Raw genomic sequence first — 22,766 nt, forward strand, 5'->3', positions numbered from 1 at the left:
GATCCTTAGCGGGGGTGAGATTTTCCCACGAAGAATCGTGTTGTGTCATTGACTTTGGAGTGTCAATTTTTGGGGTGCTTTGAGATTCTTTCAGTTGATGTTTTTCTGACTGAGGCCTGGGTAGTGAGGAATTACTAGCCTGAAGTTGGGAATACTGGTTAGACGTTAGTGAAACTATTGTGATTGGATTGCCTTCCTTGTCCTGGCCTGATTGCATGGAGAAGGGTTGTTGATTCAAATTTTTACTCAAATTGTTACTAAAATTCGTAGCGCGTGGTTGAGTAAAATAAAAATGATAAAGATCGTTTTTTGAATCATAGAACATTTCCTTGAAAGGTATTTGAGTTGCTAAACGCCCCTCAGAGAAGAGGATGGCTCTGTGGAAGTCCTTAGCGGGGGTGAGATTCTCCCACGAAGAATTGTATAGCGTCATTGACTTTTGTTGATCCAATTTAAACTTAGCGGCGAAGGCTTCACCCACAGCAATTTGCAAGCTAGGACTGGCATTGATGAGTGAGTTTGGATCAGTGACTCTCAAGCCACATCCATCAATGTTTGAATCATAAACATACGATCTCGTGGAATGCTTATTGTATACGGATAAGAATTTGGACACCTCTTGCCATTCATTGGGGTAGGTAAAGATGTCTTTAAGTCTCTCGTTAAATTGTTTCTGGGAAGAAGAAATGACATCCCCAGTTATCACAGCCGAGCTAAACGCATCGAATTCAAAGGAGCTTTTCTCACCAGACATTTGAGGAAATATTTGAGGTAACACCTCATCTTTTAGAAGAGGAACTAACGCATCTGCATTAAAAATTTTTTTGTTAATAATTTCATCGGGTATCACGATACGCAATTTTCCCCCTTCGCTTTGGCTTGCATGAAAGCTCATTCCCTCTGTATTTTGGAGACCTAATTTTTCTTTTAGTTGATTCATTACACTAATTGCAGTTGTCACATCGAAAGTAGGAGAAAGCAGGCTATTATCCGTAACTCGCCAATTAGCGAGATTAATTTTTCCGCCATCTGCAAGCCTAGGCTCTAACGATGCCAATATGGGCATAGCTATGTGTCTTTTTGCAGACTGTGATAATTCAGGGTGAGGCATACTAATAGGCAGAAATAAAAGCGATAATTATAATTTAGCAGATATTTGTTATAACGTTTGAAAAATAATCAGTTCATTCCTTTAGCTGGATGGTTTATCTCTGTGTAGGAGTGGCGGTTTTCTTAGAGGTCAATATCTCTTTTAAATTTGCGCCGCGACGAATGCAGCATAAGGAAAGATAATTTCAATATATACCTGGTTGGCACAAACGCGCCAACCAGGGGGCCTAATTAAAGCAGAGTAGGAGTGGTTGATGTGTGTGCAACCTGGGTAGGACTTAGAGGTGTAAACATACCATGTTGCAGTGCTGCATCTACTGTACCAGGCAACAAAGTTGAGACGACTGTATTTTTGGTAAGTGACTTTTTATCGTCCAATAACGTTTGCCCATGACCATCTGTGATGGTTAAATGCAGCGTTTCATTATTCTTACACTGTTTCGGTGCTAAAGGAGTAAATTGACCAGACATATCATACGAACAAACATATTCTTCTGACTTAGTCTCTGCACTAGATTTGCCAGTAATATCGAGCCGACAAGTAAACAATTCTCTGGCTGCGGCCCATTCTTGCAATTTACCTTTTTCAGACAAAGCCGCCGCAAAATCAGGCGTATCTGTCTCTATAATTGGAGAATTAAATGCTTTAGCCAGTTGCGCCAAAATCTCAGGTTGAGAGGTGTGGTAACTGATAATGAAAAATTTATTTCGGGCAGGAATTAAAGGGGAGCCTTGCTGCAAGGTTGCGATCATTTTTTCCAATGCTTCCAGGCTGTAATTTTGATTCAATCCTTCATCTTGGCCATCAGTGAATAACAATACATTATTGTGTTGCGTTGATTGCATTATAAAAGACAATTGTTTGAGGGCGGTTGTAAAAAGTTCAGTCCCTCCGTAAGCTTTTAAACTATTCACCTCACTACTTAGCTGCTCAAAATTATCTTTTCGGTAACTGCCCAATTTTTTTGTATTGTTAGCAAATTGCGTAACATGAACGACAGCTTGGGGTTGAAATTGAAACAAGGCCTCAGCGAATTGAATGACGCTCTTTTGTACTTTAGGTAGTTCTCCCTCCATACTGCCACTAGTATCCAGCACAAAATGATATGTAGGCGGAGTAAGCGCGTTAGGAACAAAAAAGTAAGGAGTAACTTCCACGGTCTCCTCGTCTAACTTCTTTTGTGCATAGAAAATTTTTTTATTTTCAAATAAGTTGGAGTGGGCTAATACTAATGGGTACTTTCCATCAATGAAAATAAGTTCTTGTTTATGCTCTTTGAGAAATTCTTTGATATTGAACCTTATTTTTCCCTCTTCAATGCTCATATATTTGTAAGTCAGGGAGCTAAATAAAGGCCCATAGGCGGGAGATGGAAGTTGAATTTCAAGGTATTCTTCTTCGATTGCATAATCAATGCCTGCCATTTGCAAAACATTAAACACCGCAAGACAGGATTTGCGATGTGTTTCGAGCATTGAACTGTCAGAACAGGTTGCATTGGCAATATTATCGATAATTAATTCCGCAAGTGTTACACGATTTATTGCAGGTTGCACGGAATTATTTTCTAAAAGCGCTTGTAAATCTTTTATCAGATTGTCAGCCTCTTTTGAAGTTACTCCTTTAAAAATGACACGTTCATCTATACAGTTAACCTGGTTCATAACCAGGTTAAGTCCCATTGCTTGCAACAATTCAATCATATTCTTTGTACGTAAGGCATTATTGACCAGATGCTTCATAAAAACCCCTTCTTATTAAAATAACTGCAGATTAGCGCAGAATAATACACATAAATGCAAGGAGAAAATATAGACTCGCAAACAATTGTGTAATCTTGACAGTGTTACTGTAAAAACCATTTACCCTCTCTCTATCTTATTAATTGTCTACAATTTTTTATTTGAGAATAAAGACTTAGCTTGATATAGTAACGGCGAGAAAAACACATTGGATGTGAGTACAATAATGATACGGACGTTTATTACCGCTTTACTATTCTTAAGTTCTTCAGTACTACTTGCACAACCTGTTGTACAACTGATAAAAGAGGTAGATCCTTCCTCAATATCTATAAACAACCAGCGTCTTATTCAGGCCAAACATTATCGTATTGTTGAGATTGACATCAATCGCCTCTATTCAGAATTAGAGCAGGTTCCTCATCGAGACAGCTTAACCTCAGGCACACCTCTTTTCATCGAATTACCCCATCCAGATGGGACAATGCACCAATATGAGGTGTTAGAAAATAGCACCATGGCACCGGAATTGGCAGCCCAGTATCCAGAAATTAAAACCTTCGATGCTTATGGGGTAGGGGAAAAAGAGGAGTTTGTAAAATTTGATATTACTCCTCAGGGATTCCATGCCATGATTATGCTGCCTGATGCTACTATTTTTATTGATCCCCTGGAAAAGGATAATACACAATATTATATGGTCTATTATCAAAAGCATTTTACTACGTCAAAAACATTTAAATGCGGCGTCTCTGGTCAAACTCCGCTGGTTAATAATTTTAGCCACGTCAAGCATTTCGTTAACTTTGCTTCCTGCGAACTAAGAAGATATCGTCTTGCCATGGCGGCTACAGCAGAATACACGGCTTTTCATGGAGGCACTGTCCCTATGGCGCTTGCGGCTATAGTGACGACAGTGAATCGTGTTAATGGCATTTATGAACGAGACATTGCGATAACGATGCAACTGATTGCCAATGAAGTTGCTATTATTTATACAAATCCTTCCACGGATCCCTATACCCATGGGAATCCAGAGGCCTTAACTGAAGAGAATCAAACCAATCTTGATAATGTAATTGGGACAGCAAATTATGATATTGGCCATGTCGTTGATTCGGCAGGTAGTGGTTTGGCCAGCGTTGGCAGCGTATGTGATGCGGCTGAAAAAGCCAAAGGCGCTACCGGACAACCGCGTCCTGTAGGGGATCCTTTTGATGTGGACTATGTAGCGCATGAAATAGGGCATCAATTTGGAGCCAATCACGTCCAAAATAACGACTGTCAACGCAATGATGCGACAGCTGTGGAACCTGGTAGTGGTAGTACTATAATGGGGTATGCCGGTATTTGCCCCCCCAATGTGCAGGCTCATTCGGATGCCTACTTTAATGGCATTAGCCTGCAAGAAATAGGGACGTTTATTTCTGGGGCTTCACATTCCTGTCCGGTGAAAACGCCAGTTTCCTCCGCTCCCAAGATTACAGTGACAAATGAGGTCATCTATATCCCTATAAGTACCCCTTTTATTTTGACTGCTTCAGCGAATAACGCGGCAGGAAGTGTATTGACCTATACTTGGGAGCAAATGAATAACGAAGTTTCTCCCCAGCCCCCTAAAAGTACCTCCAGAGGAGGGCCTAACTTTAGAAGTTTCAGCCCCACTGCGCAGGCTTCGCGCTTTTTACCTAATCTTAAGGCCTTGGCAAATAATGGTCCATTTACCTGGGAAGTATTGCCTTCAGTATCGCGGAATTTAAAATTTAGAGTTACGGTAAGGGCAAATACGCCGGGTGGCTCATGTAATGCTTTTAAAAATGTTACAGTGGTAACCGTCAATCGAGCAGGTCCCTTTGTAGTGAGTTATCCTACCACCACCGGAATAACCTGGCCAGCAGGGGTTTTAAGAACTGTGAGATGGCAGGTGGCCAATACGAATCTGGCACCCATTAATGCCCATTCAGTAGATATTCTTTTATCAACAGATGGAGGTCTAACTTATCCTCATGTTCTTGTGCGTGGCGTGCCCAATGTTGGCTTTGCAAATGTTATTGTCCCAAGTTTGTCTACCTCGAAGGCCCGTATTATGGTGCGTGCCTCAAGCGGTACCTTCTTTGCAATTTCTACAAAAAACTTCTCAATTGTCGCTCACTTATTCTTAACTCAGGCAGATCGTAATCCAATGAATCTAAAAGAGGCCTACCTTAGTTATACAGGATTGGATAAGCAATTTGTTACTCACTATATCCTCAACGGTTTATCGGGTGCGTCATTGGTGTTAGATGAAGCGAATCAACGCTTTATAGTTAAAAATATTACTACTCCTCGTAAAGTTGATATCTCTGTCACTTTAGTGAGGCAGGGTAACGGTGTCAATGAAACCTCCAACGTCATCACCATTCCCAGTATTTTATAAAATGAGGTTAAACATGAATAATTATTGTGTACTTGTTGTTGGCCTAAGTTTATTGTCATTTAATGCTAATGCAAGTTGGTATGGTGGTATTAACCTTGGGGTTAATACTGTAAATGTTGACAAGAAAATCACCTATCCTCTTGGGGACCTCTTGATAACTTCCCAAGATTTCAATAGTGGATATACGGGTTTCCATGGTCAATTAATGGCAGGTTATACTTTCTTATTTACTGAACAACTAGGCTTAAGTGTTGAAGGCAATGCGGATTTATTTACTGGGGAAGCTGACCATACAATTGATAATTGGTTTTTTTCCACTGCTGCACAAACTGAAGAAAAATTAAAGTATGGTTTTAGTCTATTCGCCTTGCCTGAATATTACTACAATGAAAAAGTGCATTTTTTTGTAGGTCCTGGCATTTCAAGCAGTAAGTTTGAAATTAATTCTGGTAATACTGCTGGCAATGTGGGGGTTACTGGTAATTATGATAAATGGCTTACTGGTTGGGGACTAAAAGCAGGGGTTGCTACGGCACTTACTTCCAATGCTGAAATTTTGTTGACTTACCAGTTTACCCAGTACGAAGGAGTTAGTTGGACAAATGTTGAACCTCTATCGGGGGAGTTGGTGAGTGGACGATACAAGCCACAGGCTAATCTATTCATGGTCGGTTTAAAGATGAGTTTTCCTGAATTTCAAAAGGTTCAAGAAAAATAGCTCCTAGAACGTCTAAGGGTTACCCCGCTTTATCTCAAATCAAGGATGTAAATGAACAAAAGGATTGGATTAGCATTAGCAATGTTAGTTTGCTGTCATGCACATGCGTTACAGGTCACTCTTTACGGAGGTATAAGCAGAACTGCGGTGGATTTAGGTACTTTACATATCTCAAATGAAGAGGCGGATAGTTTACATACTAAGAATGAAAATGAAGGAACCATTGGGGCAGGGTTAAGTTGGCAGCTGGATTGTAATCAAAAAAACGGTTTCTGGCTCATAAGTAGCCTTCTTATCGGCCTTAATTATTTTCACTTTGATACAGAGCCTGAAGGGGTAGTATGGCTTTATGGTCTGCCTCAATTTGCCAATTATCAGTACCAGTTGTCACTAAAAACAGATCGATTATTGTTAAATGGACAGGTAGAATTATTTCCCTTCTGGAAAACGATTCATCCTTATGTGGAAGCGGGTATTGGGGCCAGTGCTATTCGGAGCCAATATTGGGAGCAACCTATGGTTGAAGCGGGTGTATTTGATGGAAATTTAATTTTTTCGAGTCGCACGAACCATCAGTTTGTTTATTCTTTGGGGGCTGGTATTAAAAAACAGTTGTCACCGAATTGGGTAGTGTCATTTTCCTATAATTTTACTGATTTTGGAACAATTCACGCTGGGCCTTATGACAATGATCTTGTCATTCAACAACCACTTCCTATTGATCTCAGACTACATACTGCACTATTTGGTATTGGGTATCAATGGATGTAACAGGGAAGAAATAGCATGAAAGTTTTTACCGCAATAGGCAGCTTAATTGGTCTTTTTCTTACTAGCGCTTGGGCAATGGCGAATACGTCTCTATTCATTGCAACTTATCCACAAAAATACAAAATTAGTTATGGTGCCACCCATCACTTATTACAATTGCAATATACAATCGTCAGTAATTTACCTGGTAAATCGCAAACCTTAAGTAAATTTGCTTTCAGTTCTGCCAAACCCAACAATCGTATCCTTCTTAAAAACCTCACTAATACGTGTCGTGGTGTCTTGCCGCCGCAAGGCCCAAGCGGTGTTTGTACCGTAAATGCACTTCTTGAAGTGACAGGAATCCAATATCCGAGCCATGCAGCTTTGCCTGAGACTGCTTATCATTTATCCTTTACCTATGGGAATGGCCGTGGGACTGGCATGAACAGTGCACCAATGGTTTTTAGCTTTGCGACCGGAGCAAGTATTCCTACCGCTTTCAGGACGTTTACGTTTAAAAATTATTGCAATTACAATGTTTGGTTAGGAGTTTCGGGTGGAGCAACTGATAGTATTAAACCTGCCATTGCGAAAGATTTGCAAAGTTGCAAAGACACGATTCACTCTTCGGATTGTTACCCGGGCTCAATATGTGTCGCGGTTGGAGGAGGCGTTAACCATTGTTTTTGGAAGAACCCTGTACCCAATGGGGGTACCTATGAATTAGCCAAAAATAGTAGTGCGACAGTAATTTTCCCGGTCTATGATAATGGTATTGACGCCCAATGGAGTGGGGGGGTGGCTGGGCGTACCAATTGCACAAGTACTTCTTGTGATACTGGGGACTGCAATGGAGGTGCAACCAGTGGCCATAATGGTGTTTGTAAGGTTGCTACTGGTTTTAATGCCCCAGTTTCTACGGCTGAATTTACTTTGTTGGGTGCACTGCCACTCGTGTACAGTAATACACCTCAAGGTAATTCAGATGCTGACACCTACGATGTTACTATCATTAATGGGATTTCTACCCCAATTAGTATGACCCCTGTGAATGGTGTTTGGGGAGGACGACAAAAACCCTACACTTGTGGAGTCCCTGGAGCTGCCACTAATACAAAATCTTCCGCAGCTTGTGATTGGAATAGTTTTAATCCCCCAGACATTAAAGCCTACAGATGGGTGAAGTATACAAATGGGGCAATGGAGAATGAATGTCTTAACACCAATTGCCCTTCAAATAAGCAATGTGGGGCGGCTTTTAACCCTGGGAGTGGGGGGCATGTCATCAAAAACGTATGCGGAGCAGCGCTAGGTTATTGGACGGCAGATGCTTTTTGTGCCAAAGACGCTTCCTTTGAGGATAGTAGGATAAGTATTGATTGTAGTGCGCATCTAGCCTCACCCGATGGTCAATATACACAAGCGCAGTTGTATGGTTGTTCCACAGGTATCTTTAAGAATTCTTGTTATTCTGTAGGTGCTGTTTCCGGTGCTTGTTGTGGTTGTGTGGATTGGAACACACTGGGTATTAATGTTCCTGCACCACCCATAACCCAGTCCTGTAAAGGAATAAAAACAGACAACTGGGTAATCGTTTCACAACCTAAGTTAGAGTGGCTTAAAGAATCCTGTTCGAATACTTATGTTTATCCTTACGATGATGCGAGCAGTACATTTACTTGTCAAAAACTGAATAGCCAAACTATTAATCAAGTCAATTATATGATTAGTTTTTGTCCGCAAGCGTAGTAAACGGGTTTAATTACAATTTAGAATTAAAAAGTATATGTTTTATTATGGTAAAAAAGGCAATGATGGTTTTGAAAAGGACAATAGCATTGACATGTAATATCGTTAAATGTGATATATGAGGCAAGTTAAAGGAAAAGAGTAGGGTAAATAAGCTCTGAGTTGTTATTGAGAATTATTTAAGCCCTTCTTTTTGTTAACTAATTGTTTGTGCAGCGCTGGTATGCGGGTAAGTGCATACTGAGCAGCTTTAGCCAAAACTTGTGTACGGTTACCCTTAAAATGTTTTGTTTCAGTATAAACCACCAAGTGTTTTGACTGTTTAAATCCCCAGCCAAAACAAATGGTACCTTTAGGAATTCCGTCAATTGATTCTGGGCCCGCAATGCCTGTAGTGGCTACTACTACATTGGCCACACTATCTTTTAAAGCTCCCTCAACCATTTCTTTAGCCACTTCTTCGCTTGTTAAAGTAAAACGATCAATGGTTTGTTGTTTTACGCCAAGTAATCTTTTTTTAGCCTCGACTGAATAAACCACATAGCCGGCATCAAGACATTCGCCGCTTCCTGAAATTTTAGCGAGCAAATGGATAATTCTTCCTGCGGTGCAAGACTCAGCAGTAGTTAAAATTAAATCCTGTTCCTTTAAGAAGGCCAAAATATTGCTTATTTTCTTCATTTAATTTCTTTGTGAGTAGGTTTGCTATTCCTGAGTATCCCAACCACACTGTGACAAATATCAAAAAACGACCGTCATTCCGGAACGTAATGAGGGATCCTTTGTATCAGGAGCTCACTACGTTCGACATGACGTACGTCTCTAGAGGATAATCGGCATTAACCCAGTAATAAGAGCAGAACTAAATTTTTATAAATTAATAACCCCTGTGTATTTTCTGTTTTTTAGGAAGAATCCCATAATTTTTTATTGTAATTTAATGATTATTTTGTTTTTTTAACCAATATAGCAGCAATTCATCTTCATCTAAAGCGTTAATATGTGCTTGATTTTTAATAACCCATGGGTGCAATAATCCCTGTTGCCACCAGTGTAATATTTGAGGATGGATATAGTTTTTTTGACAAACAGCGGGCGTATGCCCCAATAAGGTGGCCACTTTTTTAAGGACTTTATTGAGTAATTTTGCAGAGGGTTTGGCTTTCTTTTTAGTTAAATTGATTAAACGACAAAACGTTTCCCGGCAGGCAAACCATGTTCGAAAGTCTTTGGCGGTGAAAGGTTGCTTGGTTAAAGATTGTAAATAACCATTTATTTCTTGCGACGTTATCACTTTAAGACTTCCATTTTCATCGCGATATTTGAATATTTCATAACCAGGTATTTCTTCGCATTTTTTAAGCACCTTAACAATTTTTTTATCTTTTAAGTCAATATGCCACAACGTCGAATTTTTGCCTTCAAAATCCAGCGATGCTTGATTTTTTGCAATGGATAGATGTTTTTTACGTAAAGTTGTTAAACCATAGGACTTATTTTTTTTAGCATAAACAGTGTTTCCAATCCGCATGCAGGATTTATCCAGTAAGTAAATAATCGCACAAATAATTTGTGACTTGTCTAGCGATGCAGGTTTGTTAAGCACTTGATTAATATGCGCTCTTATGACTGGAAGTGCTTTACCAAAAGCTAGCATCATGTAAAATTTCTGTTGCTGACGTATTTTTTGCCAAAGAGGATGGTAACGGTATTGTTTTCGATTTTTATTGTCTCGAGCAGTCGCTTGGATGTGACCATTAGAAAAAGGACAAATCCATACATCATGGTAAGCGGGAGGAATCGCTAACGCGCGTATACGTTCCAGTTCGTTCTGCTCAATGATCCGTTTTCCATTTGGATAATAATAACTGAATCCTTTGCCAGAACGCTTGCGGGAAATTCCAGGTTGAGAATCATTTACGTAGCGTAAAGAAGCTTCCCTTGCAATTCTTTCACATTCTTCCGCAGAATATAAAGATACGTCCATTGAATAACTCATTCATTCAATGTACTGTTTTTTAGGCAACTCTTATAACCTAAAAAACCACCGATGCAACTGGATAAAGCGCCTAAAAAAAATAAAATAAAGGTTAACATTGCATTTAATGTCAATACCTTTTGGGTTGTTTCAATGTTAAAACTCAACGGTGATTTTTTTGTAAGATGGGCTGTCGTTTCTGTTAACATAGGAGAACTGTGGGTGAGTTTAATACTCACCAGATTAGCCGTAAAATTGGAATGAAATGCCAGGAATTGAATCATGTTAGTTATAAGGATGACTGTAATTATCAGTAATAATGACCAGGCTAAAAAACCATAAAAAGCACCCCAAAGTTTTCCTTGAAGAAAGGGAGGAGAAAGCCTGCCAGCAAACCAGCCAGTAAAAAACATGGCAACAATGGATGAAATACAAAAGCAAATAAATCCTGCAAAAGAAAGACTTGTTTTTCCTTGCATGTCAATAGAGAAGCTCGAGATGCCAAGGCCAAGTGATAATAAATTCAATAGAAAATTTAATCCGACGCCGATGATTGCTGCTGAGAAGATAGCAGTCCATGAAAGAAATTGACATGGTGTTTTTTTATTTTCCATCCTTTGACCTAAAAGTAAAACGCAAAGATAAGTAAAAGAATAAAGCCAATAACGGCAATAGAACCATGGCCGATGGCTAAAAATTTAGGAATTTCTTTTCCTGTGATATCCCGGTAAAAGAGATATAATCCACCTAACGCGGCTAAGATAAATACTAAAAGACTTGCTACTGGCGTTTGGTAAAGTAGGGAATAAATAATTAGCAATACCAAGCCCACACTAGCGGCTGCGCCGTGAATAAGGGCGACCCCTTTGGGTGTGTTTTTCTCTGTTAATACATAACTTAATAGATAAATGCCTAAAATAGCAGCCAAACTGAAAAAAATGATAGCCAAGAGCAATAACATGAAATCTCCTTAAATTTTACTTCCCTGGAAGCTCTTTTTTCTTCAAATTGCAAGTTGCAGGCCCTTCAAGTACTTCACCGTTGGGTGCAAAACGGCTACCATGACATGGGCAATCCCAGGTTTGTTCGGCATTATTCCAGTTTACAATACATTTCATATGGGTACAAACTGCAGACACAGCTTGCAATTTGCTCGACTTATCTCTCGATACAGCCCATTTTTCACGATTAATTTCTACAATTTTACCTTCCCCGATTTGCAGGTTTTCAAAGTTATCTTTAATACCTAAAGGAAGGTCTTTGGCATATTGCGTTAACACATTTAAGTTTTCTTTAGTGATGAAAGCAATTGAAGAAAGTGGGGTAAAACGATTTGCGTTATAGGTTGCTGAAAAAGGATTTGTTTTATTTAAAATGAGGTAAGCAACAAGCAGACCTGCCAGAGTCCCATAGGTTAAGCCGTCTGCAAAATAGCCGGTAGCCATATAAATATTTTTAGTCGAGCGATTTGCAAGCCCGATATACGGGAGTTTATCGGCGGATGGAAAATGTTGAGCAGACCAATGAAATGCTATTTCTGACACCTTGAAATGATCACGCAAAAAACTTTCCAATTTAGAAAAATGCTTTTTCATATCTTTTCCTTGTCCGGTTTTATGATGATTGCCGGATATAAGAAGAATTTCGGGGTGAGATTCTTTCAAGGCGTGTGTACTTAAAATAGGAGAAGGACTGTCCAATTTCCATAAATGCCCTTCGGGATAATGACCATTTTCCAGATAAGCTCCAACGACATAGCTACGATAAGGTGCAGTGAACATATGTGTGGGGTTAATATCCAATGGTGTGTGTGTTGCCATAAACACTTCCCCGGCAGATATTTCTGCCTGGTTTGTCAATACATGGCATTTGTCCGTTTCCTTTATTCCAATAACCTGGGTATTTTCGAAGATAAAACATCCTTTTTCAGCCAAAACTTTTGCCAATGCTTGGACATATTGCAGCGGATTAAAACGAGCTTGATTGGGTACTACAGCAGCTTTTTTAAATTTCAAATCAAAAGGTATGTTGGATGTGTAATCTATTTCTACACCAATTTGCTTTAGTGTTTCGACCTCTTTCTGCAGTAGCGGTTGTTTTTCCTCAGAAGTGGTATATGCATACCAAGGCCGACGATGAAATTGGCAATCGATAGTGTAGTGAAGTACATTTTTTTCTATATAATCAATGGCAAATTGACGTGAGTCAGCTACTTGTTTTGCTGTAGCTAAATCAAAATTTGAAACAATCGTGTGATAATAAGGTTGAACTGGAATATACAGATTTCCTGTTGAATTACGCGTAGTCATTCCGCCAATTCGATGCGCTTCCAAAAGGGCAACTTTTTTCCCCGCCTGTAATAAAATGGCAGCAGCAGTGATACCCGTAATCCCCCCACCAATAATCGCAACATCTACTTCAGTATTTTTTGAAAGAGTAGGGTAATTGGTGTCCTGAGAGCTAATTTTTTCCCATAGCGAGCTTCCTTTCATACATTATCCTTAAGGCTATTTACCGCGCAAAAGCTACAGGAGGTAACTTTTGCGCGCGAATGTGTTAACCGGCCCTTGTTAACATTAAGACAATGACAATGATTAATATCAAGCCTACTAATCCACTAGGGTAGTAACCCCAGCCACTACTATATGGCCATGTCGGCAAGACTGCTAATAGAATAATTATTAATAATATTAAACCTAGTGTGCTCATGATAATTCCTTTTTAACTGAGTTAGATTTTAATCGCCCATTCATTACTAGCAGCGAGTGTGTTTCATTGTTAATTATGGCATAAATGTTTAAAAAATGGCTAATCGCAAGAGAACAACCACATGTCTACGTTTATGCGCGGAAATCTAAGCGTGTTTATTGATTAATGCCTTTTAATTAACTTTTTTAAATCATGCCAATGATAGGTATTAATTACGTTTTCTTTCTCAATCCAGCCTCTACGCGCTTGAAAGATGCCAAATTGCATATAACTTAATTCGCGTATACTGTGTGCATCGCTGGAAATGGCAATTTTTACTCCCATATCTTTCGCTAATTTGCAATAAATGTCATTAATATCAAGGCGATAAGGTTGAGCATTTAGTTCAACAATACAATTTCTATCCTTGGCTTCATTAAATATTTTTTTTATATCAACAGGATAAGGGGGTCTTGATTTGATTAGACGCCCTGTAGCATGCCCAAGAATATTAAAGTAGGGATTATCCATTGCCCTTAAAATACGTTCTGTTTGTTTTTCTTTAGGTATTTTAAATTGGGAATGGATAGAACAAACCACAATATCCAATTCTTTTAACACCTCATTGGATAAATCAAGCGAGCCATCTTCCAAGATATCCACCTCAATGGATTTTAAAACCCGGAAATCATCTAGTTTGGAATTTAAACGATCAATTTCTTTAATTTGTTTCAACAAGCGTTTCTCATCAAGCCCATTCGTTATTGCTAACCGTTTGGAGTGATCGGTAATAGCAAGATATTCATAGCCTTTGTCGATGGCCGCTTTAACCATAGTTTCCAGTCTTTCCTTTCCATCAGTCTCATTGGTATGAGAATGTAAGTCACCCTTAATGTCGTCTAAAGTAATCAGTTTTGGTAATGCATTATGGCTTGCTGCCTCGATTTCTCCTTGCGCTTCCCGAAGCTCAGGGGCTATAAATGATAATTTTAATTGCTGATAGATTTCGTTTTCGCTTCTGCTAGCAATACATTCACTGTTTTTATAAACTCCCTCTTTCGTTAAATGAAACTGATGCGAAGTAGCTCTTTCAGCCAAAGCTGTAAAATGTTCATTACTTCCAGTATGGTAGAGTAGTGCTGCACCGAAATGGTTTTCTTCGACAATAAATAAGTTAACTTTAATCCCAGTCCATACGTTGACACTAATGTAATATTCATTGCGTGATATTACATCCACGACTTCATTAAATTGAATAAATTGATGAATAATTTGCGAAGAATTTGTTGTTGCTGCGAGTATATCAATTTGGTCAAGAATTTCCCTTTTTCTGCGAAAGTCGCCACTACATTCTACTCGAATAATTTCTGGAATTTGCTGTAATTTTTTAATTAAAACTTCTACTATTGGGTAAGCATGATGTAAACGAATAAATTTTCTTGATTTTGGCGCATTAATTTCTTTTTTTAAATGTTCTTCAAATTGAGGTGTTACCCATTTTAAAAGGTGGAGTTTTTTGGCATCAATTGCATTTAACAGCTCTTTTTTTGTAAAAATATTTAATTTTTCTAGTTGGGCTATTCTTTTTTTTCCAAGACCATGAATCTCGTTTAACTGATTAAAGACTTTATCATTCTTGTCTTTAATTGGGGGGAGTTCGCCTGTTTTTATAATATATAAAATTGTAGAAGCAATACCCTTGCCTATCCAAGGAAGTGTCATCATATCAAAATCAGTTTGAAGGAGTGTTGTAACTTCCTTGTCTAAATTTGTAAGTGTTCGTGCAGCTCTTCGATATGCTCTTGCTCTATAAGGATTATGTCCGCCAGCTTCTAAAATGTCAGCAAGTTTATAAAGGCAATCAGCAATAAAAGTATTAGTTTTTTTCATACTGTTTTATAGATTATTTCCTTACTATTAGTATAAGAATTTTTGAGGTAAAAATTTAATCTATTGAGTGTGGTATTAAGCACTACTTATATTCTATGAAGATTAGGATGCTCCCAAGACGCCCGTCATATCGAACGTAGTGAGACATCTGATACAAAGGAGAGCAACTTACAATCCCTCACTATGTTTGGGATGGCGGTCGTCTTGATGTTTGCCACAATGTGGTTGGGATACTAAGGAAGACAAGGATTAAATGGGTTCTTTAAAGAACCCATTTTTAACTGCTTAAAAGAGGAGAGAAGCCAATTACCCGATTTGTCTTTGAATAAGCTGAGCTTGTTGTAGGTGATGAGCAACATGGGTTCTGGTTATTTCAAGTTGTCTTCTCAACAGTGGGTTTGTAGCCTCATTAAGTAACTTGTGATCAATCAATTGTAATGCAGCTTTATGATCTTTAATCATTGCAGAGATATAGGCCCTTTCAAAAGCAACACCGTTTAAACGATTTAGCATCGCTAACTCTTGTCTGCCCTTTTGCTTAAGCATCATAGCAACATTTCCATTGACTGGAGCCACCCCAATTCTGCGGCTTAAGTTTTGAGTTTCCTGTAAATTTTGACTATGCGCTTTATTCATCCAGGAAGCATAATTTTTAACAGCTGGATTGGCAGCTTTTCGTTGTGCTTCTGTCGCCGCTGCAATTTCATTTTGGTTCAGAACGATTAAACCACCTAAAATTTTAGCATCAACTTTTGCCTGTGCAGGTGTAACAACCACATTAGTAGGTGGATTGTTGAAATCATTCATTGAGTTAGAGTTCAATGAGCATCCGGAAGCTAGCAGGATAGCACTGCAGGTTACTGATAAAATAAATTTTGAGTTCATAATATGTCCTTATTTAGTTGTCTCCGAGACAAATTAGAATACAACAGAAGTAAATAAAAAAATACTCTGTGACGATAATCTTTTAATTCATTTGGTTAGGGAAGAATGATGAAATTTATCATTTGATGAACAGCCAATATTGGCCTATTTATTAAAGTATAACGCCAATAAATGGTAGGAATAAGGAATCCAGGGAATCATCACAAACAATTAATTTCTTGCTGTTTGTGTTACTACAATCTACACCAATAAACCGTATTCCCAGCAAAAATTATTTCTAGCAGTTAAACATTGGCGCAGATTAAAGAGTCTATTTGGTAATCATATAAGGAGGGTAGCACTATGCCAAGAGGGGATAAGTCTGATTACACTGATAAACAAAAACGTCAAGCTCATCACATAGAAGAAAAATACCGTAAAGAAGGTGTTTCAAAAGATGAAGCCGAAGAAAGAGCATGGCGGACCGTAAACAAACAAGATAAGGGAGGGAAAAAAGAATAACCTATAACGGTTAATTTGCTGTCTAATAATAATAAAAATTGACAGCATTACAAAAAAATGGGACGAAAGAAGACCCAGGGCGCATATACAGTTTAAACATTAAAATAAAGATAAAGATGTGTTGTTTTATTCGTAGTAAAATGTTCGTATTTATCAGGATATACCCCAATTAAAAAATCACTAAGTCCGTACGAAAAAGCCTCTTCCTCTAAAAAAACTGTTTTTTTCTGATTAACAAAAGGTAACAGAAGCAGATCACCCTCGTAGATGATTTTTACAGCAATATCTATTTGATCATAAGTAAGAAGTATTTGAATCTCTCTTTCTGCCAGTTGGCTGTTATAAAGATGTTGCAAGATTGAATGGGTTGTTTGAGCAATTCTTTCCATCAGGGCTGTATTAATTTGCCAGCGTTTTGCAGTCTTCATAATGAATTCGCTTAACTTTTCTCTGGAGAGTTTTTTTCCATTAGACAAGGTAAGCGTGGCTTGTTTTTGAATCCCAATTCGAAATAACAAGTGTAGCAATAAAGCAATAATCACTGATAAAGAAAGGGATGTGCCAGTCATTGTCTGTAAAAATTGCGGTAAGGTGGAATAAAATGTCGGATAAATTTCTTTACTTAACCCAAATAATAAGGCTAAGCCAACCACGTAAGTCATTCGAGTATCAATATTACGTGAGGTCATGATACTAATTCCGCCCACAATCATAAAACTACCTGTAAACATTAAGGCGGGTCCTATAACAGCGATAGGCATAATGAGCAGCAGTGAAGCAAATTTTGGAAAAAAAGATAATAAAAACAAAAGAGTGGCGGTGGAAAATGCAATATAGCGACTTGTAGCGCCGGTAGCTTTTGAGACGCCAACAAGACTAGGTCCTGTACTAATACCAGGTATGCCACAAAGACCTGCTGTAATCGCTGCGAGACCATCGGCAAAAACCCCACCTTTTATGGACTTAAGACTAGGGTTTTTCCATGAGGTATCATTGATTTTCTGGCAGGTTGTGACCACACCTACGGTTCGTAGCGCAGCTGCCACGCTTGCTACAAAAAATGGCAGGATAAAAGAAAAAGAAAAATCATAGGAAATAAAATGGATGTGAGGTAGGGCAAAAAATGGGGTCGCTTCAAATTGAGCTACTTTGTCGGCATCGACACTTCCTAAAAAATAAGCTGCTGTAAAACCTACTACTAAGCCCAGAAAAGAACAAATAAGTTTAACGATACCACGCCACCAAATGCTGATAGTAATCATGGTTCCTAAGGTAAGCAGTCCAATGAAGATATGGCGTTCAAAATTGGCGACGTCCGAACGGGCAACCCCTAAAAATTGGCTAAGTCCCTCCAATCCTAATTCAATCCCAACGATTGCAATGATAAAACCCGAAATCCCAGGAGGAAAAATTACCCGTAATTGATAAACCAGACGTGAAAAAATTACTTCGACAAGTCCGGCAAAAATCGTCATTCCTAATACAAGAGGGAGGCCGCCTGCATCAGCTGCTAACAAGGAAGCTTTTAAGTAGATAGCTGAAACCACGGGAGGCGCTAAATAGCCTGAACCATAAGGTGGGTGTAGCGCTTGTAAAATTGTGGCGATCCCTAAGGCAATCATTCCCATTCTTACAGCGTCAAAGGCAACCTCATCGGAGAGGTGTGCCGCGCGAACTACGATAATAACCAGCACCAAATAGACAGACATTAGAACCACATACTGCAGACCTAATAGTACAAGCTTGATAAAGGGTGGCTTATCATTTACCGCATAAATTAATTCATCATTATCGATTGAGTCAGCCATCTTTTTTTATTAATGAGAACTTCTTTTTAACTTACACTGATTTTAAAAATTCTAAAACCATAATTTGGGAATGCCCTGAAGTTTTTATTTTTTAATCGCTAAATTAAATTTATATGGACAGAAAATTGATGTAAAGCATGTGTGTTGACTAGTAATGAAGAGAGTTCGCGAGCAATTGAAAGTTAGGATCTTGCAACGGTTCGTTGCTCAAGTGGACGTCACAAAAAATACTTTAGGCGTCTTAGTCTTGCTAAGCTGGCTCACCGTATTTTTATTAGACCTCAATAAATTATTTGTTAGCCGTGCAAGATTTCCTAACCACAATTTAATAATAACAATGTCAAAAAAATGAAACAATGCGAATCGTGGCATTTATTGTTAAGAAAATGCAAAAAATAAAATGCGTCAATTTTCTGGTGGTAAGCCCTTCATAAGGAAGGGCATTCAGTTACATCTCTATATAATTTGGACCACCACTGCCTTCAGGCGCCTGCCAAACTATATTTTGACGAGGATCTTTAATGTCGCAGGTTTTACAATGAATGCAATTTTGGGCATTAATTAGTAATTTAGGATCATTGTCCTCTTGAATGATTTCATAAACGGCCGCAGGACAATAGCGAGTCTCAGGGGAAGCGTAAAGTTTGTAGTTAACTTCGATGGCTAATTTAGGATTACGTAATTTTAAATGACTTGGTTGATTTTCTTCATGGTAAGTATTTGCAAGATAAACGGATGATAATTTGTCAAACGTTAAAACCCCATCAGGCTTTGGATAGTCTATTTTTTTAGCTTTTCCCGCAGGAATTAATGTGGTGTGGTCTGCATGATGTTTCATAGTCCAGGGGGAGCGGCCAGAAGTAATATAGGTTTCAAAAGCGGCATTGATCAAACCAAACCAGAAGCCATAACGGAATCCAGGGCGAATATTTCTAACTTGGTATAGTTCCTTTTCAAGCCATGATTGTTTTATTTTTTCAAGATAGGTTTTTAACTCAACTTGAACGTCACTTTTTTGTTCGCTTAATCCGTCAAAACATGCCTCAGCTGCAAGCATAGCTGACTTCATAGCTGTGTGGATACCTTTAATTTTGGGGACATTTAGAAAGCCTGCAGCATCGCCAATGAGGGCACCACCCGGGAAAGTGAGCTTAGGGATAGCTTGCCACCCGCCTTCATTAAGAGCCCGGGAGCCATAACTGATCCGCTCGCCTTTTTCCAACAACGCTCGAACCATCGGGTGGGTTTTAAAACGTTGTAATTCGCCAAAGGGATTAAGCCATGGATTTTTATAATCCAAACCAATGACAAAACCAAGCGCAACTCGATTTTTGGACAAATGATAAATAAAAGAGCCGCCATAGGTGGTATTATCAAGAGGCCAACCTACAGTATGAATTACTCTTCCTAATTGATGTTTTTCAGGAGCAATTTGCCATACTTCTTTAATACCAATTCCATAGGTTTGAGGTTGAACATCATCGCGTAAGTGAAAACGCCGCATTAAATTTTGACTAAGTTGGCCGCGACATCCCTCTGCAAAAAGTGTTTGTTTGGCATGTAGATGCATTCCAGGTTGGTAATTAGCCGTTTTATTCCCCGCTTTATCGATGCCCACATCACCGGTAGCTACGCCGATGACTTGGCCATGGGTGTTGTAAAGGATTTCTGCAGCTGCAAAGCCTGGATAGATTTCACATCCCAAAATTTCAGCTTGCGTTGCCAAAAACTGACAAAGCTCACCTAAGCTAATGATGTAATTGCCATGATTTTGCATCGGTTTTGGCGTAGGAAGGCGAAAGGATCTTTTATGGGTAAGAAAATAAAAATCATCTTGTGCCACAGGCGTGTCCAAAGGGGCTTCTTGCCAACTGTCAGGCAATAATTCTTTTAGGCTGCTTGGTTCTAATACCGCCCCAGAAAGAATATGGGCACCTACCTGGGCTCCTTTTTCAAGAATACAAACGCTAATTTCTTTATTGTCTTTTGCGGCGAGTTGCTTAAGTTTTATAGCAGCAGACAAACCAGCAGGACCTGCACCAACAATGACTACATCATATTCCATTGTTTCGTGTTGCACACGGACTCCTTACACTCAAAAGGAAAAATGATCGCTTTAATTGCATTTAAGATCAAGTTGGTTTTTTACATTACCCCTACAGTGGTGGGTATTCTTACTCATGGGGAAGTAAAAGGAATTTAAAAGTTCTCCCTCTTTCAATCAGTGCAAGGAAGTCAAATAATTTAAAATATGGTGTCGTGTCATCATTTTAATGTAAAGGTGATGAAATTTGGCTTTCTTCTTGTATAATGTTCACCCTATTTGTCTTTGAAATTATCGATATGCCTCTACGAAAAATTCTTACTGCTGTTTTTTATCGTAAAGCGAATGGTATTGAACCTGTTCGTGAATGGCTAAAATTATTAACCAAGTCAGATAAAAAAATTATTGGCAAAGACATCAGTGAGGTAGAGTGTAACTGGCCTGTAGGGTTGCCTAAAGTAAAGCATTTAGAAAAAAAACTCTGGGAAGTACGCTCCAATGTGACTGAGAATAAATCAGCTAGAATTTTTTTTACTACGGATAAAAGTAATATGATTTTATTGCACGGTTTTTTTAAAAAAAGCCGCAGAACTCCTCCGCACGAGTTGGGCATAGCCCATGAACGCAAGAATGATTTTTTTAAGTAATGGAGGAATTCAGGTTTATGCCGGGCTTTCAGATTGATGCACCCAACCTTATCATGGATGGTTGGGAATCAAGAGATTTGTTTATATTACGTCATTTTGACGCAATATTAAACCAAGAGTAAACTAATACATCTATCTTTTTTTTTTGATTATTAACAATGCCTGCTACTAAAAAGCTAATTAGAGAACGTTCCTTAAAAAAGAAATCAAAAAATGATTCTCAAGAAGATATAACGTCTAGTCTTTTTATAAATTTCGCTGAGACATTGTTTAATGATGAACAAATGCAGGAATTTTTGTCCCCTAAACGCCGTCCAGATGGCCGTTATGTAACCAGTGAAGCGAATCTTGATAAATACATTGACCTTCGGATTTTTCGTGAAACACAAATAAAGCGTTTTTTGCGCTGGCTTACCACAACACCTCCCTTACTTAATAAATTGTTCACCTGGATTTTTGTTAGCCAATTAGGAATGAAGCTGGCTTATTTTGATCAACAAGAAAATAAGGACCCAAAGAAAATTTATAAAGAAGATGGGCAGCATACTATCAGTGGGGAAGTGGACGATGGATTCACTATTCACAATTTAGGCCATGCCACTCAATTAATTCAAACCTCAGGAATGAATATACTGACGGATCCTGTGTTTGGGAATTTAGCCCCTATTGTTTATCCAGCCATGACAAAGAGCTTAGCCCGGGATGTGACAGCAAATGAATTACCGCGCATCGATGTCATCCTTATCTCCCACAACCATCGGGATCACGTGGATGTTGATTCGCTAAAAAAATTACTAAAGGATCAACCGACATTACTCGTTCCAGTTGGTGATGACGTTTTTTTTAGATCATTAGGATTTACTAATGTACACAGTTTTGAATGGCATGAGCAAACTACACTCACTTCTGATAAAGGTAAGAAAGTAACTTTTTGCAGTGTTCCGGCTGATCATCGCTCTGGACGCCATGGTCATGATGCCCATCAATCGCTAGTGACTGGCTGGGCTGTCAGCCCCAAAGATCGTCAAGAAATTCTTTTGTTTGCAGGGGACACGGCAAGAATTAATAATGTACGCATGAAAGGGTTAGCGCTCGATCTTTATCAACTTTATCAACATAAAAAGAATTTAAAGCCAGAAGAGCTTCCTCGCATTATTAATATGGAACCGGGAGGGCCTAATTATACCAGAAAGGATATGCTACCGACCCATCAATCTGCGGTAGACAGTATTATTTCCTCTTTCCGATTGGCCTTTGCACTGGCAGAAATAAGTGTCCATGATGAGGATGCTGAAAAAAAAGTTTCAGCGTTAGAATGGTTACTTACCACTGCTACCATTTTTATGCATCAAAATAAATTTGAGTTGGGACCTGATCGTTTTAACGAGAATTATTTTATCTTTAAACGTTTATGCAGTTATTTACAAATGACTGATCAACAACTTGCCCTCCATAAGCAAAAGCAAGAAAACAAAAGCGCTTCATGGAGTTTATTCCATCGACGAAAAGATTTTATCATTGACGGTGTGAAAGAATTAAAAGAAATGGCAAAAAAATTGTGGCCCGAAGAAACAGAACAAAACCAGTGCCTTAAAATAATTGATTTTATTGAAGCTCGTACGCACTTTCCTTTAATCAGAGAAAAGTTGACTTCTGAGGATTCCTACAGTTGTCCTTTGGGGGAGAAATCAAGTATTGCCCCTAACACCTGGGATGAGGAAAAAGGAAAATACAAAGGACAGAAAATGAAATGATAGATTTAGGCTCAGGTTCTTTGCCTACCCCTTTTTTAAAATTAGGAAATACCACAGAGGTGCCTCTTCTACCCTAATCTTT

At 38.7% G+C, this 22,766-nt stretch carries 19 protein-coding genes; 7 read left to right on the top strand and 12 right to left on the bottom strand.

The window, feature by feature from the left end:
- Window positions 1-1,066 (bottom strand): hypothetical protein (locus Ljam_RS02415; RefSeq protein ID WP_193786978.1); only part of this gene is annotated, 1,066 nt, incomplete at its 3' end.
- A gap of 275 nt (window positions 1,067-1,341) precedes the next feature.
- Window positions 1,342-2,853, bottom strand: coding sequence for a VWA domain-containing protein (locus Ljam_RS02420; protein WP_058448545.1), 1,512 nt, complete (start codon window positions 2,851-2,853; stop codon window positions 1,342-1,344).
- Between the two features lie 226 nt (window positions 2,854-3,079).
- Here Ljam_RS02420 and Ljam_RS02425 point away from each other — a divergent pair, with 226 nt between their 5' ends.
- Genes Ljam_RS02425 through Ljam_RS02440 form a run of 4 tightly spaced genes read left to right on the top strand, consistent with a single transcriptional unit; the run spans window position 3,080 to window position 8,489 of the window.
- Window positions 3,080-5,269, top strand: a complete 2,190-nt coding sequence (locus Ljam_RS02425; RefSeq protein ID WP_058448546.1) for a reprolysin-like metallopeptidase — start codon at window positions 3,080-3,082, stop codon at window positions 5,267-5,269.
- 13 nt (window positions 5,270-5,282) lie between these two features.
- Window positions 5,283-5,987 carry an outer membrane protein gene (locus tag Ljam_RS14745; protein ID WP_065235510.1) on the top strand — a complete coding sequence of 235 codons (705 nt, stop codon included), beginning with the start codon at window positions 5,283-5,285 and terminating at the stop codon, window positions 5,985-5,987.
- Window positions 5,988-6,038: 51 nt separating this feature from the next.
- Window positions 6,039-6,758 (top strand): outer membrane protein, encoded by a 720-nt coding sequence (locus Ljam_RS02435; protein ID WP_058448547.1) that lies wholly within the window; start codon window positions 6,039-6,041, stop codon window positions 6,756-6,758.
- 15 nt (window positions 6,759-6,773) lie between these two features.
- Window positions 6,774-8,489 carry a thaumatin family protein gene (locus Ljam_RS02440; protein ID WP_058448548.1) on the top strand — a complete coding sequence of 572 codons (1,716 nt, stop codon included), beginning with the start codon at window positions 6,774-6,776 and terminating at the stop codon, window positions 8,487-8,489.
- Between the two features lie 165 nt (window positions 8,490-8,654).
- Here the strand turns inward: Ljam_RS02440 and Ljam_RS02445 are convergent, their stop codons facing one another.
- From Ljam_RS02445 to Ljam_RS02480, 8 genes are all read right to left on the bottom strand, one after another.
- Complete coding sequence (locus Ljam_RS02445) at window positions 8,655-9,170, bottom strand: CinA family protein (RefSeq protein WP_058448549.1); 516 nt, start codon at window positions 9,168-9,170, stop codon at window positions 8,655-8,657.
- Between the two features lie 256 nt (window positions 9,171-9,426).
- Window positions 9,427-10,476, bottom strand: a complete 1,050-nt coding sequence (locus tag Ljam_RS02450) for a DNA topoisomerase IB (protein ID WP_082651558.1) — start codon at window positions 10,474-10,476, stop codon at window positions 9,427-9,429.
- 8 nt (window positions 10,477-10,484) lie between these two features.
- A complete protein-coding gene (locus tag Ljam_RS02455; RefSeq protein ID WP_131762298.1) occupies window positions 10,485-11,081 on the bottom strand; it encodes a hypothetical protein in 597 nt (198 codons plus the stop codon).
- An 8-nt stretch (window positions 11,082-11,089) separates the two neighbouring features.
- Window positions 11,090-11,428 carry a hypothetical protein gene (locus Ljam_RS02465; protein WP_058448552.1) on the bottom strand — a complete coding sequence of 113 codons (339 nt, stop codon included), beginning with the start codon at window positions 11,426-11,428 and terminating at the stop codon, window positions 11,090-11,092.
- Between the two features lie 16 nt (window positions 11,429-11,444).
- Window positions 11,445-12,959: an FAD-dependent oxidoreductase gene (locus Ljam_RS02470; RefSeq protein ID WP_058448553.1), complete on the bottom strand. Its 1,515-nt coding sequence runs from the start codon at window positions 12,957-12,959 to the stop codon at window positions 11,445-11,447.
- Between the two features lie 64 nt (window positions 12,960-13,023).
- Window positions 13,024-13,176, bottom strand: coding sequence for a DUF3309 family protein (locus Ljam_RS14855; protein WP_074881669.1), 153 nt, complete (start codon window positions 13,174-13,176; stop codon window positions 13,024-13,026).
- Window positions 13,177-13,338: 162 nt separating this feature from the next.
- Window positions 13,339-15,045, bottom strand: a complete 1,707-nt coding sequence (gene polX / locus Ljam_RS02475; protein ID WP_058448554.1) for a DNA polymerase/3'-5' exonuclease PolX — start codon at window positions 15,043-15,045, stop codon at window positions 13,339-13,341.
- A gap of 306 nt (window positions 15,046-15,351) precedes the next feature.
- Window positions 15,352-15,930 carry a DUF4142 domain-containing protein gene (locus tag Ljam_RS02480; protein ID WP_058448555.1) on the bottom strand — a complete coding sequence of 193 codons (579 nt, stop codon included), beginning with the start codon at window positions 15,928-15,930 and terminating at the stop codon, window positions 15,352-15,354.
- Between the two features lie 342 nt (window positions 15,931-16,272).
- On the opposite strand from Ljam_RS02480, the gene Ljam_RS15345 reads away from it, so the two are divergent.
- Complete coding sequence (locus tag Ljam_RS15345; protein ID WP_058448556.1) at window positions 16,273-16,431, top strand: hypothetical protein; 159 nt, start codon at window positions 16,273-16,275, stop codon at window positions 16,429-16,431.
- A 92-nt stretch (window positions 16,432-16,523) separates the two neighbouring features.
- On the opposite strand, the gene Ljam_RS02490 is transcribed toward Ljam_RS15345, so the two are convergent.
- Together Ljam_RS02490 and Ljam_RS02495 are read right to left on the bottom strand one after the other, a co-directional pair.
- A complete protein-coding gene (locus Ljam_RS02490; RefSeq protein ID WP_238583678.1) occupies window positions 16,524-18,239 on the bottom strand; it encodes a uracil-xanthine permease family protein in 1,716 nt (571 codons plus the stop codon).
- 448 nt (window positions 18,240-18,687) lie between these two features.
- Window positions 18,688-20,319: an electron transfer flavoprotein-ubiquinone oxidoreductase gene (locus tag Ljam_RS02495; protein WP_058448557.1), complete on the bottom strand. Its 1,632-nt coding sequence runs from the start codon at window positions 20,317-20,319 to the stop codon at window positions 18,688-18,690.
- Window positions 20,320-20,582: 263 nt separating this feature from the next.
- Here Ljam_RS02495 and Ljam_RS02500 point away from each other — a divergent pair, with 263 nt between their 5' ends.
- On the top strand, window positions 20,583-20,930 hold the full coding sequence (locus Ljam_RS02500) for a type II toxin-antitoxin system RelE/ParE family toxin (RefSeq protein ID WP_058448676.1): 348 nt from the start codon (window positions 20,583-20,585) through the stop codon (window positions 20,928-20,930).
- A gap of 158 nt (window positions 20,931-21,088) precedes the next feature.
- On the top strand, window positions 21,089-22,684 hold the full coding sequence (locus Ljam_RS02505; RefSeq protein ID WP_058448558.1) for an MBL fold metallo-hydrolase: 1,596 nt from the start codon (window positions 21,089-21,091) through the stop codon (window positions 22,682-22,684).
- Window positions 22,685-22,766 lie beyond the last annotated feature (82 nt).

The sequence above is a fragment of the Legionella jamestowniensis genome (assembly GCF_001467745.1).
GTDB classification, from domain to species: Bacteria; Pseudomonadota; Gammaproteobacteria; order Legionellales; family Legionellaceae; genus Tatlockia; species Tatlockia jamestowniensis.